This is a genomic window from Pseudomonas sp. Y3 TE3536 (assembly GCF_053629175.1).
This window is the reverse complement of sequence record NZ_JBRJHU010000001.1, coordinates 3,312,215-3,328,915: the sequence shown is the minus strand read 5'-3', so window position 1 is coordinate 3,328,915 and position 16,701 is coordinate 3,312,215. Positions and strand designations below refer to the sequence as shown.

Sequence of the window (16,701 nt, the reverse complement as noted above, 5' to 3'; positions counted from 1 at the left end):
CCTGAATAGCCCCGCCACTTTCTGCACGTGAACCAGACCAATGTTCAAACACGCACAACTGCAATCGGTCAAAGCCTGGATGAGCGACCCGGCCCATGGCGCGTTGTCGTTACATGTGCGGATCCAGCGGGCGATTCGCCAATTGATCCTTGATGGCGCGCTGCCGGTCGGTAAGTCGCTGCCAGCTTCACGCCCATTGGCCCAGTCGCTGGGCGTCTCGCGGGATACCGTGGAGGCGGCTTACAGCCAGTTGCATGCCGAGGGTTTCATCGAGCGTCGGGTGGGCAGCGGAAGCTTCGTCTCGCAACGCGCACGGCATCTGCCACGGCGACAGCAAAAACGCGAAACGCGCTGCGATGAGCCACCTCAACTGAGCCGCCGGGCGATGGCCGTGCTGCAGAGCGGGGGCGTGAATAATTTCCAAGGGCCGCGCCCGTTTGCACCGGGGGTAGCCGAGACCCGGCACTTCCCCCTGGCGATCTGGGAAAGGCTGGAGCGCCAGGTGTACAAGGAATTTGGCACCCAGGCATTGGAGCACAGTGCGCCACAGGGCATGGCCTGCCTGCGCAACGCGATCGCTGACTACCTTAACCTCGAACGGGGCGCGCAGGCGTCTGCCGACCGGGTGCTGATCCTCACCAGCTCGCAGCAGGCGCTTAGCCTATGCGCGCAGGTGCTCATGGATGCAGGCGATCAGGTACTGGTCGAAGACCCGCTCTACCAAGGCACGCGCAAAGCCGTCGCGGCAGCAGGCCTCGAAGGCGTGCCCGTGCCAGTGGATGAAAACGGCTTGCAGGTGGAACGCATGGCGCGGTTGGCCGCCAATGCCAGGGCGGTGTTTCTAACACCGTCCCATCAATACCCCACCGGCGCGACGTTGTCGCTGGACAGGCGCCTGCAGGCCATCGAGTGGGCAAGGCAGCAGCGCGCCTGGATCATCGAAGATGACTACGACAGCGAGTTCCACTACGAGGGCCGGCCGACCGCCTGCGTGCAGGGCCTGGACCCGCATGACCGCACGCTGTACATCGGCACGTTCACCAAATCGCTGTTCGCCGGGCTGCGCATCGGCTACTTGCTGTTGCCACCTGCTCTCGTCGCGCCGATGACCAATGCACGCACGCTGCAGGATGGGCATACGGCCTCCATTGCCCAGCTGACCCTGGCGCGGTTCATGGAGGGCGGGCACTACACGGCGCATGTGCGGAGCATGCGGGCGCTGTATGCCGCGCGCCGGGACATGCTGGCAGAGCTTGTGCACAAGCACTTGGGGGCGTTTCTGGCGCCAAGCATTCCGGCCGGGGGGCTGCAGATGCCCTGCCACTTCGTGCAGGACATGCCGGAAGATGCGGTAGTGAGGGCGGCGCATGCGGCGGGGATCGACCTGTTGGGGCTCGGCAGTTTGTATGCATCGCCGAGGAATGATGCGGGCCTGTTGATGGGGTTTGCGGCGCTGACGCCTGGCGAGATGCGTGTAGCGGTGGGGAAGCTGGCGAAGGTGTTTGCGGGGCTCAAGTAGAGGCCTCGCCCCCGCCACAAAGGCATCGATGTGCCGTACTGGGGCGCCCAGAGACGTGGTCGAGGGTGAGACCGTTGCTAAGTCTAGAAGCAATTGCGGCTGCTTCAACTCACCGACTGGAGCAGCGCACTGTTTTCGTCGATACGGCCTTGCACGGTTTGCAGCGTTTCCTGGGTGATCATCTGCGGATACATACGCTCGGCCATGTACCTAAACTGGCTCGCTGCAGCGCATATGCGATCGATGATGGCGGCGGCGGACGCCGGCGTAATGTCTGCTTCGCTTGCCAGGCGCAGTATCGCTTTCCGGTCGATCGCCAAGGCCTCCCCCATCACATCCATCTGATGATAGCCGCCAGGGCCTTCGCAAAAGGTCACGTCATACGCGGGTGCCAGTTTCCACTCGCCTGCTCGCGACATCACGTAGGAAAAATTCTTGGGATGGTCATCGCGGTTATTGAATACCACGTTAAAAACAACTCGCTCAAAGGCGCGCGCTTTCTCTCGCAGGTCGTTGGTGCACAGATGAGTCGCCCGCAAGAAGTTGACGTAATCCAGGGCACCGGGTGACCTGAAGTCGGCGCCGGTATAGGCCGCCAAGCTCTGCATCGGCACACGCAGATCCCCCTGGCGATCAAAACGTCGGCTGGCGAAAGCGGCCAGCCCATTTGGCAAACTGAAATGCTGGGTATCAGGCGTCGCAATGCCGCACTGACGTAGGCACTCGGCATAGACCATTTCGATAGCGCAGACTTCAGGGTGCTCTTCTCTCGCCGGGAACTTGATCAGCCAAGCTTCCAGGCCTGCCCTGGCAACGGTGGTAAATGCTCACCCCAACCTTCGTAATAGATGCGCACTTGCTCAAGCATTGTCGTGTTTACTCCTGATACGCTGCCGCTTGGCACTCTGCTCGTAGCGATGCAGGTCAGCGAGGCTGTCCAGCTTGGGCAAGAAAAGGCCTTCTAGCTCCTTGCCGCGCCCCAGCACCATGGCCACCTTGACCAGGTTCTCAAAGCCGACATTTCGCCCAGCCTCTAGATTGGACACGGTATTGGTAGCGATACCCGCCCTGCCAGCCACATCGGCCTGCGTCATCTGCTGCGCTAGCCGCTCGGTGCGCAAACGTTCGCAAAGGCGCTTCACGACTTCGCTCGGCTTACTGAGGCTTAAATCCAGCATAGCGAGTAATAACTCCATGAAATCCACTTAACACACAAGATAGTAGTAGTAGGCCCTGCCAGCGATCAATTTCAATAATCACAATATTTTGTGTCTTATTGATAAAATAATCAGTTTAGCAACAAAATAATGGAATTAAATTAACATACGCATACACGATCTTGATCGTCATGGAGGTTAGAGAAAATCAAAGCCCCTACCTACCCTACACAGACTCAGTCATCGTATCTCCACACGAACCCCTGGCCCCCGGTATAGAGCCCACCACCCAGAATGCCGCGACAACATCTCACCCTCATCACACCACAAAGCGTTGACATCCCCACCACCACTTGATAAAAATCGCCACAGTTGTACGACAACGCATAACAAAAACAACAATCAGTGGACGATCGCCATGTCGACTTCAATCGCGCTATACCCCCGCGTTGCACCTTTCCCGATTTCGTCACCCGCGGCCACCTAGGGCCGTAAGCCCGTTTCACCCTCCCTGGCCGTGACCGGCCCGTTACCTACCCGCCCCTACCGCTGGCCGCTTGCGCGTGCACGGTGGACGGGCCGCCACACCCTTTTGTGGAGCACAACAATAATGAGAATCTGCCAAACCCTTCCCTTTGCCCTGCTCGGCGTCGGCATGCTCGGCAGCCTGCCGGGCACCACGCTGGCGGCGGGCTTTGTCGAGGATGCCAAGGCCACGCTCGGCCTGCGCAACTTCTACATCAACCGCAACTTCACCAACCCCAGCAACCCGCAAAGCAAGGCCGAGGAATGGACGCAGAGCTTCATTCTCGATGCCCGCTCGGGCTTTACCGAGGGGCCGGTGGGGTTCGGTGTGGATGTGCTGGGCATGTGGTCGGTGAAGCTTGATGGCGGTGGCGGCACCTACGGCACCGGGCTGCTGCCGCGCCACGACGATGGGCGCCCAGCCGATGACTTTGGGCGCCTGGCGGTGGCGGGCAAGGCGCGGATCTCGAAGACCGAGCTTAAGATCGGCGAATGGATGCCGGTGCTGCCGATCCTGCGCTCCGACGACGGCCGTTCGCTGCCGCAGACGTTCCGCGGGGGGCAGGTCACCTCCAACGAGATCGCCGGGCTGACGCTGTATGGCGGGCAGTTCCGTGGCAACAGCCCGCGCAATGACGCGAGCATGGAAGACATGAGCTATGGCGGGGCGCTTTCGGACCGCTTCAACTTCGTCGGCGGCGAATACAAGTTCAACCAGGACCGCACACTGGTCGGGCTGTGGAATGCGGTGCTCAAGGACGTCTACCAACAGCAATACCTGCAACTGAGCCACAGCCAGCCAGTGGGTGACTGGACCCTGGGCGCCAACCTGGGCTACTTCCATGGCGATGAAGACGGCTCCGAGCGTGCCGGGCAGCTGGACAACAAGACCTACTCGGGGATGTTCTCGGCCAAGTATGGCGGCAACACCTTCTGGGTTGGGCTGCAAAAAGTCGATGGCGATACCTGGATGCGGGTCAATGGCACCAGCGGCGGGACGCTGGCCAACGATAGCTACAACTCCAGTTTCGACAATGCCAACGAACGCTCGTGGCAGGTGCGGCATGACTTCAACTTCGTCACCGTCGGGGTGCCGGGTTTGACGCTGATGAACCGTTATATCAGCGGGCAGGATGTGCACACCGGTGCGATTACCGATGGCAAGGAGTGGGTGCGGGAAACCGAGCTTGCGTATGTGATCCAGAGCGGGGCGTTCAAGGATTTGAGTGTGAAGTGGCGGAACTCGAGCATTCGCCGGGATTACAGCAACAACGAGTTTGATGAGAACCGGTTGATCTTCAACTATCCGTTGTCGCTGTTGTAACAAGAGGCTAGCGCGCTCCGTGTAGGAGCGGCCTTGTGTCGCGAAAGGGGCGCGCAGCGGCCCCAGCAATGGTAAGGGCTGCGCAGGTTTGGGGCCGCTGCGCAGCCCTTTCGCGACACAAGGCCGCTCCTACAGTGGATTGCGTTAGCCGGTAAAACCCACTCACGGCTCATTGACAACAGCCAACCCCACTGCCAATAATTCACTTAGTCATACGACAACCTACAACAACTAACAACGAGCCGGCCATGACCCCAACTCCCCTCAATCGCCTGCTGCTCACCGGAGCCGCAGGCGGCCTGGGCAAGGTCCTTCGCGAACGCCTGCAAGGCTACGCCGAGGTCCTGCGCCTTTCCGATATCAGCCCGATGGCACCTGCCGCGGGCCCGCATGAAGAGGTGGTGGCCTGCGACCTCGCCGACAAGGCAGCGGTCCACGCCCTGGTCGAAAGCGTAGACGCCATCATCCACTTCGGTGGCGTGTCCACCGAGCATTCCTTCGAAGACATCCTCGGCCCGAATATCTGCGGCGTGTTCCACGTCTACGAGGCGGCGCGCAAGCATGGCGTCAAGCGCATCATCTTCGCCAGCTCCAACCACACCATCGGTTTCTACCGCCAGGACGAGCGCATCGACGCCCACTCCCCGCGCCGCCCCGACAGCTACTACGGGCTGTCCAAATGCTACGGCGAAGATGTCGCCAGCTTCTACTTCGATCGCTATGGCATCGAGACCGTGAGCATTCGTATTGGCTCGTCGTTCCCGCAACCGCAGAACCCGCGGATGCTCTGCACCTGGCTGAGCTACGACGACCTGGTTCAGCTGATCGAGCGCGGGCTGTTCACGCCCGATGTCGGCCACACCATCGTCTATGGCGCCTCTGACAACCGCACCGTGTGGTGGGACAACCGCCATGCCGCGCACCTGGGCTATGCGCCTAAAGACACCTCCGAGGTGTTCCGCGAGGCCGTCGAAGCCCAACCGGCGCCCGCCGCCGATGACCCGAGCATGGTCTATCAGGGCGGCGCTTTCGCCGTGGCCGGACCGTTCAACTGACCCCCGCGCGCCAGGAGGCACGGCCATGAACTGCGAACTGATCGTCGACGCCCGCAACGGTACCGGCGAAAGCCCTGTGTGGCACCCTACCGAACAGGCCCTGTACTGGGTCGACATCCCTGCCCGCACACTGCACCGCTGGCAGCCCAATGGGGCCCAGCAGGCGTGGCAAGGTGACGAAATGCTCGCCTGCATCGCCCGCACCGAACAGGGGTGGGTCGCGGGGATGGAAAGCGGCATCTTCCACCTCGAACCCAAGGCCGACGGCAGCCTCGACAGCCGCCTGCTCAGCACCGTCGAACATGCCCAGGGCGGCATGCGCTTCAACGATGGGCGCTGCGACCGCCAGGGCCGCTTCTGGGCCGGCACCATGTTGATGGACATGCCGCAGGGCGCCCATGTCGGGGCGCTGTACCGGCATGACGGCGAAGGGCACCTGCACCTGCAGCAGGACGGCATGATCGTGCCCAATGGCCTGGCCTTCAGCCCCGACGGCACGCGCATGTACCTGTCGGACTCGCACCCCAACGTGCAGAAAATCTGGGTGTTCGACTACGACATCGACAGCGGTACGCCCCACAACAAGCGGTTGTTCGTCGACATGCATGCCTACCCTGGCCGCCCCGACGGCGCCGCCATCGACCAGGACGGCTGCTACTGGATCTGCGGCAACGACGCCGGCCAGGTCCACCGCTTCACCCCCGATGGCCGCCTGGACCGCTCGCTCAATGTGCCGGTGAAAAAACCGGCCATGTGCGCCTTTGGTGGCGCCAACCTGGACACCCTGTTCGTCACGTCGATCCGCCCTGCGGGCATTGACCTCTCCGACCAGCCGCTGGCCGGTGGGGTATTTGCCTTCGAGCTCGGCGTCAAAGGCCTGGAGGAGCCTGCCTACCGGGGCTGAACACCCGCTCTGCCACACACTTGCACACACGAAACCGGATAATAAAAACCACGGAGTTTCACCATGACCTTCAAACGCAAGCTGCTCCTTGCCGTACTCCCCTTCGCCTTCAGCCTGTCGATGCCGGCCTCCGCGCTAGACATCAAGTTCGCCGAGATTCACCCGGCCGGCTACCCGACCGTGGTCGCCGAACAGAACATGGGCAAAAAGCTCGAAGCCGCCAGCAATGGCGAGATCACCTTCAAGATGTTCGCCGGTGGGGTGCTCGGCTCCGAGAAGGAAGTGATCGAGCAGGCACAGATTGGTGCCGTGCAAATGACCCGCGTCAGCCTGGGGATCGTCGGCCCGGTGGTGCCGGACGTGAACGTGTTCAACATGCCGTTCGTGTTCCGTGACCATGAACACATGCGCAAGATCATCGACGGCGATATCGGCCAGGAGATCCTCGACAAAATCACCAACTCCGAATTCAACCTGGTGGCCCTGGCCTGGATGGATGGCGGCTCGCGCAGCATCTACACGAAAAAACCGGTGCGCAGCCTTGAAGACCTCAAGGGCATGAAGATCCGCGTGCAGGGCAACCCACTGTTCATCGACATGATGAACGCCATGGGCGGCAACGGCATCGCCATGGACACCGGCGAGATCTTCAGCGCACTGCAGACCGGCGTGATCGACGGCGCCGAGAACAACCCGCCGACGCTGCTCGAGCACAACCACTTCCAGAGCGCCAAGTACTACACCCTCACTGGCCACCTGATCCTGCCGGAGCCGGTGGTGATGTCCAAGACCACCTGGAACAAGCTCACCGCAGACCAACAGGCACTGGTGAAGAAGGTCGCGCGTGAAGCGCAGATGGAAGAGCGTGCGCTGTGGGACGCCAAGTCCGCAGCCAGCGAAGAGAAGCTGAAGGCGGCCGGTGTCGAGTTCATCACCGTCGACAAGAAGCCGTTCTTTGACGCCACCGCATCGGTCCGCGAGAAGTACGGCGCACCGTACGCCGACCTGATGAAGCGTATCGACGCCGTCCAGTAATACCGGCCCCTTCCAAGACGACCTCGACAGTGCGGCGGCCGCCGCCCTGTCGCTTTGGTGATGCCTATGAAATCGCTTTTCCTGAGCGTGAACGACACGCTGTACCGCGGCTGCATCTGGATTGCGGGCCTGTCGATCCTGACCATGACGCTGATCATTCCGTGGGGCATCTTCGCCCGCTACGTGCTGGGCACCGGCTCCAGCTGGCCTGAGCCGGTCGCGATCTTGCTGATGGTTGTGTTCACTTTCGTCGGCGCCGCCGCCAGCTACCGGGCGGGCGCGCACATGGCGGTGGCGATGATCACCGACCGCCTGCCCGCCCTGCAGCGCCAGCTGGTTTCACTGCTGGTGCAACTGCTGATGATCGTGGTGTGCGTGTTCATGACCTATTACGGCACCAAGCTGTGCATCACCACCTGGAACCAGTCGCTGGCCTCGCTGCCAGGCATACGCGTGGGCATGACTTACGCACCGATCCCGGTGGGGGGCGTGCTGACGCTGATCTTTGTCGTGGAAAAACTCCTGCTGGGCGACCAAAGCAACCGCAAGGTGGTGCGTTTCGACCTGGCTGAAGAAAGCGAAGGAGCTGCGTAAATGGATGCGTTCATTCTGTTGGGCAGTTTCATCGCGTTGATCCTGATCGGCATGCCAGTGGCTTACGCCTTGGGCCTGTCTGCGCTGATCGGCGCCTGGTGGATCGATATCCCGCTGCAGGCGATGATGATCCAGGTGGCCAGTGGGGTTAACAAGTTTTCGCTGCTGGCGATTCCGTTTTTCGTACTGGCTGGCGCGATCATGGCCGAGGGCGGCATGTCCCGGCGGCTGGTGGCGTTCGCTGGGGTACTGGTGGGCTTCGTGCGGGGCGGGTTGTCGCTGGTCAACATCATGGCCTCGACGTTCTTTGGCGCGATTTCCGGCTCGTCGGTGGCCGACACCGCGTCGGTCGGCTCGGTGCTGATCCCGGAGATGGAGCGCAAAGGCTACCCGCGTGAATTCTCCACCGCCGTGACCGTCAGTGGCTCGGTACAGGCGCTGCTGACCCCGCCCAGCCACAACTCGGTGCTGTACTCGCTGGCCGCGGGGGGCACGGTGTCGATTGCCTCGCTGTTCATGGCCGGGGTGATGCCTGGGCTGTTGCTGAGCGCGGTGATGATGGGCCTGTGCCTGATCTTCGCGAAAAAGCGCAACTACCCCAAAGGCGAAGTGATCCCGCTGCGCCAAGCGCTGAAAATCGCGGGCGAGGCGCTGTGGGGGCTGATGGCGATGGTCATCATCCTCGGCGGTATCCTGTCGGGCGTATTCACCGCGACCGAGTCGGCCGCCGTGGCCGTGGTCTGGTCGTTCTTCGTGACCATGTTCATCTACCGCGACTACAAGTGGCGTGACCTGCCCAAGTTGATGCACCGCACGGTACGCACCATCTCGATCGTGATGATCCTGATCGGCTTTGCCGCAAGCTTCGGCTACGTGATGACGCTGATGCAGATCCCGTCGAAGATCACCACGGCGTTCCTGACCCTGTCGGATAACCGCTACGTGATCCTCATGTGCATCAACTTCATGCTGCTGCTGTTGGGCACGGTGATGGACATGGCGCCGCTGATCCTGATCCTGACGCCGATCCTGCTGCCGGTGATCACGGGCATCGGTGTAGACCCGGTGCACTTCGGCATGATCATGTTGGTGAACCTGGGTATCGGCCTGATCACACCGCCGGTGGGCGCGGTGCTGTTCGTCGGTTCGGCCGTCGGCAAGGTGAGCATCGAGTCGACGGTGAAGGCGCTGCTGCCCTTCTACCTGGCGTTGTTCCTGGTACTGATGGCCGTGACCTACATCCCTGCCATCTCGCTCTGGCTGCCCAGCGTGGTGCTGTAAAGCCAAATGGGGCCGCTTGCGGCCCCATCCTCTTTTGCAAATGGATCCTGCACATGGCTGTTCCCTCCTCTGCCACTCCCCTCTTTCCTCGCAAGCTGGCGCTGGCGCTACTGGCGCTGCTGGCCTGCTCGTTCGCCGCCAACCACGTTGCCGCACGCATCGCCTTCGATGACGGCACCGGCGTGCTGCTGGCGATTCTCTGCCGCTCCGGCATCACCTTTCTGGTCCTGGCCTGCCTGCTGCTGTGGCAACGCCAGGCAGTGGGCCTGCCGACCGGCACACGGCGCTGGCAATTGCTGCTTGGCCTGCTGATCGCCACACAGAGCCTGTGCCTGTATTCGGCGGTGGCGCGCATCCCGGTGGCACTCGCGCTGCTGGTGGGCAATACCTTCCCGATGTTGCTGGCGCTGCTCACGTGGGCGTTGGGCGGCGCGCGCCCGACTGGCCGCACCGTGCTGTTCATGGGCCTGATCCTCTGCGGCCTGGTGCTGGCGCTGGATGTACCGGCGCGGCTGGCCGACAGCGCCGACGCCAACCCGCACTGGGCCCTGGGCGTCAGCCTGGCCTTCTGCGCCGCGTGCGCCTTCGCCTGCGCGCTGTGGATCACCGATCACAAGCTGGCCGCCGTGCGCGGCCCGGTACGCAGCCTGCTGACCTTGCTGATCGTGTTCTCCAGCATGCTGGTGGCAGGCGCAAGCGGCGTGATGCCCTCCGGGCTGTCGCTGCCTGCCAGCAGCAGCGGCTGGGCGGCCTTGGCCAGCCTGGTGGTGCTGTATGGCGTGGCCTTCACCCTGCTGTTTGTCTGTGTGCCCCGGCTGAACATGGCGCAGAACGCGCCGGTGATGAACATCGAACCGATCGCCACTTTGCTGCTGGGCTGGGCGTTGCTGGATCAGCGCCTGAGTACCTTGCAACTGATCGGCGGTGCCGTGGTGGTGTGCGGCATCGTGCTGCTGACCTATCGCCGGGCGAGCTGAGCAAACATTCTGAAAGGAGCCGCTGATGGCTGTCACCGAACTGCACCTGCAAGACCACCTGACCCGCCTGAGCCTGGCGCCGGACCTGGGCGCCAGCCTGATCAACTGGGAAGTGAAAGCGACCGGGCAGGCGCTGCTGCGCCACTCTGACCAAGACGCGCTGGCCAGCGGCACGCCGCGGCAACTGGCGTGCTACCCACTGGCGCCTTGGTCCAACCGGATTGCCCAAGGGGGTTTCGAGCGGCCCGAGGGTTGGCTGGCGCTGGCGCCCAACACCGCACACGACCCCTACCCGATTCATGGCACCGCCTGGCAGCAGGCCTGGCAGGTGGACCACCACAGTGAACGCCGTGCCCGGCTAACGCTCGACAGCCAGTTGCCCTTTGCCTACCGGGCGACGCTGGATGTGCACCTGCTCGACGGGTGCCTGAACCTCGACTTGCATGTGACCCACCTGGATCAAACGGCCACCTGGTATGGGCTGGGGCTGCATCCTTATTTCCCGCGGTATTCGGACACCCGGCTAAGCGCTGCGGCGCAGCATGTGTGGCTGGCAGAAGAGGGGCGGCTGCCGTCGTACCCGGCTGAGCTGCCTGATGACTGGTGCTTCGACAGCCCGGGCGCGTTGCCGACCAGGGTGGTCGACCATGCGTTCGGTGGTTGGCCTGGCAACTGCGTGATCGAACAGCCCAGCGCGGGCTATGCCCTGGAATGCACGGCCAGTGGGTGCGAGCACTTTCTGTTGTTCTGCCCACCGGGCAAGGCGTTTTTCTGCTTCGAGCCGGTCAGCCACCCGATCAACGCGCATCACCTGCCTGGGCGGCCAGGGTTGCGGTTGTTGCAGCAGGGTGAGGCGATGAGCTTGGGGTTCAAGATGCAGTATCGGGCGCTGTAAGGGGGTTGCCTGTATAGGGGTCGCTTTGCGACCCATCGCCGGCAAGCCAGCTCCCACAGGTGTGGCGCTTAACTTGGAGGCTACACAGTTCGGGTGGGAGCTGGCTTGCCGGCGATGGGCTGCAGAGCAGCCCCGCGATCTCAAGCTTTAAACCAGCACTTCGCCGGTGGCCACGCCCTGCCGCGCGACCGGCTCACCCCGTACCTCACGCGCAACCTTCCACACCAGCACCGCCGCAACGATATCGAACGCTGCCAGCACCACGAACAGCGGGCTGTAGCCGATCTGCGTCACCAGGATGCCAAACACCAGGGTAAACACCGCCGCGCCCAGGTACCCGCACATCCCGCCCATACCTGTCGCGGTGGCCACCTGGTCCTTGCTGAACGAGTCCGACGTAATCGAATACAGCGCCCCCGACAGCGTCTGGTGCGCAAAGCCACCCATGCACAGCAGCAAAATCGCGGTATACGGGCTTTCAACCAAGCCAATGCACGCCGGGCCGATCATGCAGCTGGCACCGAACACCAGCACCATCTTGCGCGAGGTGAACAGCGACACCTTCAAGTGACGGTGGAACAGCGGGCTCAGGTAACCACCGAGCACACAGCCGATGTCGGCCGCGAGAAACGGCAGCCAGGCGAACATCGCCACTTCCTTGATGTTCATGTGCCGCTCGGTCATCAGGTACAGCGGGATCCAGGCATTGAAGGTTTGCCAGGCCGGCTCCGAGAGGATGCGCGCGGAGGCGATGGCGTAGAAGTTTCGAGTCTTGAAGATGCGTTTCCAGGCGCCCTTCTCGCGCTTCTCTTCCTTGAAGTGCGCTTCCTGGCCAGACAGGATGTAGTCACGCTCTTCGCTGCTCAAACGCTTCTGATCGCGAGGGTGTTTGTAGAACAGCATCCACAAAACCGTCCAGACGATGCCGGACACCCCGACCATCACAAAGGCCAGTTGCCAGCCGCTGTGCAGGATGGCCCACACCACCAGAGGCGGCGCCAGCAACGCACCCAGCGAGGAGCCGATGTTGAACCAGCCGATCGCCACCGACCGCTCTTTGGCCGGAAACCATTCAGTGGTGGCCTTGACCCCGGCAGGCAAGCCGGCTGCTTCGGTCATGCCCAGCAGCCCGCGCATGAAGGCCATGCTTTGCCAGCCCGTGGCCAAAGCTGCGCCAGCACACGCCACCGACCAGGCCATGGCGAACACGGCAAAACCGAGCTTGGTCCCGATGAAGTCGATAAACCAGCCGGCGATCGGCTGCATAAGGGCGTAGCACACCTGCCAGGCGGCGACGATCTTGGCGTATTGCTCGGTCGTGATGGAGAGGTCGGTCATCAAGGTGGGGGCAGCCACCGAGAGGGTATTGCGGGCGAGGTAGTTGACGACGAGCCCAGCCGTGACGAGGCTGACCATCCACCAACGGATGCCTTTCATCTTCATGGTTCACCTGAATCTTATTTTTAGAGGTGCGGGTGAGTGCCTCAACGCTGGCAGCGCTAATTGAGACAATTTGTTTCAGGCGCAAGATTGCCATGTCGTAGGTCGTCGTACAACATAAATTGTTAACGAATGTGTATATTCAGGGGTGCTATTGCAGTGGGTTGTACGACCTCAATCCAGCCCTTGGGCTCGAAGCGCCTGGGCTAGCATGTCGATGAAGGTCCTGACTTTGGCGGACCCGTACTTGCTCTCCCGGTGCAGCACATGAATCGGCCAGGGGGCTTCTTCGTACTCGGCCAAAATGACCTGCAACTGCCCGTTCGCTATCTCGTCCGCCACTTGGTACGACAGCAACCGTGCGATCCCCAGCCCGCCACTGGCTGCGGCAATCGCCCCATCATTGCTGGTCACGGTCAGCCGCGGCTTCATGCGGACCAGGGTCGGCTCATCCGTCACGCCGAAGCGCCAACCGGCCCGGGGCGACAAGTTGGTGGTGCCGATCACCGCATGGCCTGGCAAGTCCGATGGGTGTTGCGGCACGCCGTGGCGCGCCAGGTAGTCCGGCGAGGCGCAGAGCATGCGCCGCACCCTGCCCACCCGCAGCGCCTTCAGGCCGGAGTCTGGCAGCGGGCCGATGCGCACGGCCACGTCCATGCCCTCCTCGACCATGTTCACCACCCGGTCGAGGAAGTACGCAGACACGTCGACCTCGGGGTATTGCTGCAGGTAACGAACGATGCACGGCATGACGAATTTCTTGCCGAACAGGATCGGCGCGGTAACGGCCAAGTCACCCTTGGGCGTGGCGTTGATGCCGGCCGCGGCTTCATTGGCCTCGTGGATGCTGGCGAGAATATGCCGGGTATCTTCCAGGTAGCGGCCACCCGCTTCGGTCAGGCGTACGCTGCGGGTGGTGCGCAGCAGCAGTTTGACCCCCAACTGGTCCTCCAGGGCACTGACAGCACGGGTTACCGCGGCGGGCGAGATGTCCAACCGGCGGGCGGCAGCGGCGAAGCTTTCCAGCTCGCCGACTGCTACGAACACCTTCATCAGGTGAATCTGATCCATGCCGGCTCCTGGGATGTCGGGGGGTGTGGATTATCGATTATCTGCGGTTTTTTCGCTGCCCTGTGCGCAGGCCACAACAGTCAGCACTACAGTTCCAGCACCAAGGCCTGCGCGCCCTCCTCCACTTTAGCCGGCACGGCACAGCAGATCAGCGCCGTACCGCTTTCCGGCATCTCGGCAGGCGGGTTCGGGTAATGCACCTGCCCACTCACCACCTTGGTCTTGCAGGTGCCGCATGAACCACCCCGACAGCTGAAATCCGGCGACAACCCACGCGCCTCGGCAAGCTCCAGCAAAGTGCCGCTACCCGGTGCCCAGCGCGCCTCCTTGGCCGAGCTGGCGAAGTACACCGGCACCGCTTCGCTGGCAGCCGGGGGCTGCTGCAGCACCGGCTGGTCGTCGTCGGTGTGCCGCCTGAGCGTCGATGGCCCAAAGGCTTCGGCATGGATACGTGCGTCGGGTACATGCACGGCACGCAGCCCTTCGTACAGGTCCTGGGTAAAACTCGCTGGGCCACACACATAGAAATCGTAGTCATCCAGCGCCAGCTGGGCTTTCACCTGCTCAATGCCCAGCCGGCCAGCATGCTCGTAGTCGCGCCCCCTGACGGCCTCGGCCTCAGGCTGGCTCAGGCAACGGTGCACACGCAACCATTCGCCCGCTTGCTGGCGCAGCGCCGCCAGTTCTTGCTGGAAGGGCAAGTCCGCCAGGCTTCGCGCACCGTGAAACAGGTGAATAGGCCGCGCCTGACGCCGGGCCAATTGTGCTCGTAGCATGGCGATCAATGGCGTGATACCCACGCCCGCGCCAATCAGTACAATCGGCCGTGCGCTTTGCTCATCCAGGGTAAAACTGCCCATGGGCAGGCGCACATCGAGCAGGTCCCCCACCGCAATGCGCTCATGCAGATAGCGCGATACCGGGCCCTGGGCCTTGACGCTGATGCGCAGGTAACCGTCCGACGGGGCGCTGGAAACGCTGTAGGTGCGAATCAGCGGGGCATCGCTGCCCAGCGCGATACGCACAGGAATATGCTGCCCTGGCGCAAACTGCACGGGTGCATCTGCCGCCAGGTAGAACGAGCGAATATCACGGCTCTCCTGCTCTAGGCGCACCACCCGCCACGCCTGCCATTGACGCTGACGTTCACGCTGTTGCAGGCGTTCGCCGGCCTCGGCCCAGGTGCCGGTCATCAGGCTGGTCGGTGCGTATTCTTTAAAGGCCCAGCGCAGCGACACGGCTGCCGGGCGCCATACCACGTGCTCGACGTCCAGCGTCCACAGCCGCTCGGCGCCCTCGAACGCGTTGATGGCAGGGCTCTCCAGTACCACTTCGGCATGCCCGCAAAGCTGCAGTACATTGCCGGTGGCGAAGTCGATGAACAGCAACCCTGCCACCGGGTTCACCAACAGGTTGCCCAGCGTATTGAAGTGCAAATTACCGGCGTAGTCGGGAATGGTCAGGCGGTTGCCCTCGACCTTGACGAACCCAGGCCGACCGCCGCGGTGGGACACGTCGACCGAACGCTGGCCATCGTCTTGCGCGACGTAGCTTGCGACAAAAAAGGTATCGGCCGCTTCGATCATGGCAACCGCGCGGGCATCCAGTGCAGTGGAATCGACGCGCCCTTTTGCCGGCTCATCGCTACGCGTGTACTCGCGCAGCTGGATGTACTGAGGGCAGTTGCCGAACGACTGCTCCACCGTCACTTCCAGTTGCCCGTTACGTGCCTGGCCGATCAGGCCGTTGATTCGGTTGCGCCGGCGCGTATGCAACTCGATGCCCAGCAGCCCGATTGCCTGCCCGCTCGCCAGCCCTGGTGTGGCGGGGTCATCCGCTTTCAGGTCCACGTTGATCAGCAACTGGCGTGGGTCGGGCGAGCTGACGAAGCCTTGCGGGCCTTCCAGGAGGGTCGCCCACGGCCTGCCGTGGGCATCCACACTGCCCGCCACCATGAACGGCAACTGCTGATAGAACGCGCGATGCTGGTCTGGCATGAAGTCGCGAATAACCTTCTGCCCGAACACCTCCATGCGCTCCGACACACCGACCTTTTCCTGCAGGATCTTCTCACCGCTGTGCCAAGGTGACGCGCGATGGCCTGGAAGCTGGTGCATGGTGGCATTCCTCGAAGGGGGGTTGAGCTCAATCGCCGGCTTGCAGGCCCGTGGCGGTACGCGGCATCGGCACGAAACCTGGCAGCGCCTCGATCCGTGCCAGCCAGCTGCGCACGTTGGCGTACGGCTCCAGCGAGACATTGCCCTCTGGTGCGTGGGCGATGTAGGAGTAGTTGGCAACGTCGGCGATGGTGGGCTCACTGCCTGTCAGGAAGGGGGCCTTGGCCAGTTCGGCGTCGATCACCTTGAGCAGGGTGTGGGCACGGCCGATGACTTCATCGGTGTTGAACGCGGCGCCGAACACGGTCACCAGGCGAGCGGCAGCCGGGCCAAAGGCCAATGGGCCTGCGGCGACCGACAGCCAGCGTTGCACGCGCGCTGCGGCTTCGGGCTCCTCGGGCAACCAGGTGCCGTTGTCGTATTTCTTGGCCAGGTAGACCAGGATGGCGTTGGAGTCGGCGATGACGGTGCCGTTGTCGTCGATGACCGGCACCTGCCCGAACGGGTTGAGGGCAAGGAAGGCAGGCTGCTTGTGCTCACCTTTGGCCAGGTCGACGAAAACCAGCTCGGTCGGCAGCTTCAGCAACGAGAGCATCAGCTCGATACGGTGCGCGTGGCCAGACTTGGGGAAGTTGTAGAGTTTGATCGCGGTCGACATGGGCTTGGCTCCTGGTCAGCGCCGGAATGGGCTGGTGGAGGCCATGTTGGACCGATTCGACTGGCAGCAGAATCAGTGCTGGGGGGAAACCATAATTTCGCGTGGCGGAATAATGCTTGTAGAAGCGGCGCTAGGCCGCTTTTACAGTG

At 62.7% G+C, this 16,701-nt stretch carries 14 protein-coding genes and 1 pseudogene; 9 read left to right on the top strand and 6 right to left on the bottom strand.

Annotated features, from left to right (window positions below; genetic code table 11):
* Positions 1–40: 40 nt before the first annotated feature.
* On the top strand, positions 41–1,519 hold the full coding sequence (pdxR, locus tag AB7M33_RS15070) for a MocR-like pyridoxine biosynthesis transcription factor PdxR (protein WP_454243057.1): 1,479 nt from the start codon (positions 41–43) through the stop codon (positions 1,517–1,519).
* Between the two features lie 104 nt (positions 1,520–1,623).
* Here the strand turns inward: pdxR and AB7M33_RS15065 are convergent.
* Both AB7M33_RS15065 and AB7M33_RS15060 read right to left on the bottom strand, forming a co-directional pair.
* A pseudogene (locus tag AB7M33_RS15065) lies at positions 1,624–2,343 on the bottom strand (type II toxin-antitoxin system HipA family toxin); the annotation flags it as partial.
* A 36-nt stretch (positions 2,344–2,379) separates the two neighbouring features.
* The gene (locus AB7M33_RS15060) at positions 2,380–2,697 is read right to left on the bottom strand and encodes a helix-turn-helix domain-containing protein (RefSeq protein WP_027594701.1); all 318 of its coding nucleotides are present in this window, start codon (positions 2,695–2,697) and stop codon (positions 2,380–2,382) included.
* A 589-nt stretch (positions 2,698–3,286) separates the two neighbouring features.
* Between AB7M33_RS15060 and AB7M33_RS15055 the strand changes: the two genes are divergently transcribed.
* The 8 genes from AB7M33_RS15055 to AB7M33_RS15020 all read left to right on the top strand — a co-directional run bounded on the left by AB7M33_RS15055 (position 3,287) and on the right by AB7M33_RS15020 (position 11,266).
* Positions 3,287–4,525: an OprD family porin gene (locus AB7M33_RS15055; RefSeq protein ID WP_454243056.1), complete on the top strand. Its 1,239-nt coding sequence runs from the start codon at positions 3,287–3,289 to the stop codon at positions 4,523–4,525.
* A gap of 248 nt (positions 4,526–4,773) precedes the next feature.
* On the top strand, positions 4,774–5,580 hold the full coding sequence (locus AB7M33_RS15050; RefSeq protein WP_454243055.1) for an NAD-dependent epimerase/dehydratase family protein: 807 nt from the start codon (positions 4,774–4,776) through the stop codon (positions 5,578–5,580).
* A 25-nt stretch (positions 5,581–5,605) separates the two neighbouring features.
* Positions 5,606–6,484: a glucurono-1,5-lactonase gene (locus AB7M33_RS15045; RefSeq protein ID WP_252825584.1), complete on the top strand. Its 879-nt coding sequence runs from the start codon at positions 5,606–5,608 to the stop codon at positions 6,482–6,484.
* A 63-nt stretch (positions 6,485–6,547) separates the two neighbouring features.
* A complete protein-coding gene (locus AB7M33_RS15040; RefSeq protein ID WP_027594705.1) occupies positions 6,548–7,519 on the top strand; it encodes a TRAP transporter substrate-binding protein in 972 nt (323 codons plus the stop codon).
* A 66-nt stretch (positions 7,520–7,585) separates the two neighbouring features.
* Complete coding sequence (locus AB7M33_RS15035; protein WP_027594706.1) at positions 7,586–8,113, top strand: TRAP transporter small permease; 528 nt, start codon at positions 7,586–7,588, stop codon at positions 8,111–8,113.
* Complete coding sequence (locus AB7M33_RS15030) at positions 8,114–9,394, top strand: TRAP transporter large permease (protein ID WP_027594707.1); 1,281 nt, start codon at positions 8,114–8,116, stop codon at positions 9,392–9,394. It abuts the gene before it with no gap.
* A 53-nt stretch (positions 9,395–9,447) separates the two neighbouring features.
* A complete protein-coding gene (locus AB7M33_RS15025; RefSeq protein ID WP_099430227.1) occupies positions 9,448–10,371 on the top strand; it encodes an EamA family transporter in 924 nt (307 codons plus the stop codon).
* A 25-nt stretch (positions 10,372–10,396) separates the two neighbouring features.
* The gene (locus AB7M33_RS15020) at positions 10,397–11,266 is read left to right on the top strand and encodes an aldose 1-epimerase (protein ID WP_454243054.1); all 870 of its coding nucleotides are present in this window, start codon (positions 10,397–10,399) and stop codon (positions 11,264–11,266) included.
* Positions 11,267–11,413: 147 nt separating this feature from the next.
* On the opposite strand, the gene AB7M33_RS15015 is transcribed toward AB7M33_RS15020, so the two are convergent.
* The 4 genes from AB7M33_RS15015 to AB7M33_RS15000 all read right to left on the bottom strand — a co-directional run bounded on the left by AB7M33_RS15015 (position 11,414) and on the right by AB7M33_RS15000 (position 16,552).
* Positions 11,414–12,709 (bottom strand): MFS transporter, encoded by a 1,296-nt coding sequence (locus AB7M33_RS15015; protein ID WP_099430229.1) that lies wholly within the window; start codon positions 12,707–12,709, stop codon positions 11,414–11,416.
* 171 nt (positions 12,710–12,880) lie between these two features.
* Positions 12,881–13,777 carry a LysR family transcriptional regulator gene (locus AB7M33_RS15010; protein ID WP_265969942.1) on the bottom strand — a complete coding sequence of 299 codons (897 nt, stop codon included), beginning with the start codon at positions 13,775–13,777 and terminating at the stop codon, positions 12,881–12,883.
* An 86-nt stretch (positions 13,778–13,863) separates the two neighbouring features.
* Positions 13,864–15,894: a pyridoxamine 5'-phosphate oxidase family protein gene (locus tag AB7M33_RS15005; RefSeq protein ID WP_454243053.1), complete on the bottom strand. Its 2,031-nt coding sequence runs from the start codon at positions 15,892–15,894 to the stop codon at positions 13,864–13,866.
* Between the two features lie 28 nt (positions 15,895–15,922).
* Entirely contained in the window at positions 15,923–16,552 is a 630-nt protein-coding gene (locus tag AB7M33_RS15000) for a glutathione S-transferase family protein (RefSeq protein WP_099430232.1), read from the bottom strand.
* Positions 16,553–16,701: the final 149 nt, after the last annotated feature.

Bases quoted from the DNA above. Each gene is read 5' to 3' on its own strand.
- pdxR (WP_454243057.1), top strand. From the start codon at position 41: ATGTTCAAACACGCACAACTGCAATCGGTCAAAGCCTGGATGAGCGAC.
- AB7M33_RS15060 (WP_027594701.1), bottom strand. From the start codon at position 2,697: ATGCTGGATTTAAGCCTCAGTAAGCCGAGCGAAGTCGTGAAGCGCCTT.
- AB7M33_RS15055 (WP_454243056.1), top strand. From the start codon at position 3,287: ATGAGAATCTGCCAAACCCTTCCCTTTGCCCTGCTCGGCGTCGGCATG.
- AB7M33_RS15050 (WP_454243055.1), top strand. From the start codon at position 4,774: ATGACCCCAACTCCCCTCAATCGCCTGCTGCTCACCGGAGCCGCAGGC.
- AB7M33_RS15045 (WP_252825584.1), top strand. From the start codon at position 5,606: ATGAACTGCGAACTGATCGTCGACGCCCGCAACGGTACCGGCGAAAGC.
- AB7M33_RS15040 (WP_027594705.1), top strand. From the start codon at position 6,548: ATGACCTTCAAACGCAAGCTGCTCCTTGCCGTACTCCCCTTCGCCTTC.
- AB7M33_RS15035 (WP_027594706.1), top strand. From the start codon at position 7,586: ATGAAATCGCTTTTCCTGAGCGTGAACGACACGCTGTACCGCGGCTGC.
- AB7M33_RS15030 (WP_027594707.1), top strand. From the start codon at position 8,114: ATGGATGCGTTCATTCTGTTGGGCAGTTTCATCGCGTTGATCCTGATC.
- AB7M33_RS15025 (WP_099430227.1), top strand. From the start codon at position 9,448: ATGGCTGTTCCCTCCTCTGCCACTCCCCTCTTTCCTCGCAAGCTGGCG.
- AB7M33_RS15020 (WP_454243054.1), top strand. From the start codon at position 10,397: ATGGCTGTCACCGAACTGCACCTGCAAGACCACCTGACCCGCCTGAGC.
- AB7M33_RS15015 (WP_099430229.1), bottom strand. From the start codon at position 12,709: ATGAAGATGAAAGGCATCCGTTGGTGGATGGTCAGCCTCGTCACGGCT.
- AB7M33_RS15010 (WP_265969942.1), bottom strand. From the start codon at position 13,777: ATGGATCAGATTCACCTGATGAAGGTGTTCGTAGCAGTCGGCGAGCTG.
- AB7M33_RS15005 (WP_454243053.1), bottom strand. From the start codon at position 15,894: ATGCACCAGCTTCCAGGCCATCGCGCGTCACCTTGGCACAGCGGTGAG.
- AB7M33_RS15000 (WP_099430232.1), bottom strand. From the start codon at position 16,552: ATGTCGACCGCGATCAAACTCTACAACTTCCCCAAGTCTGGCCACGCG.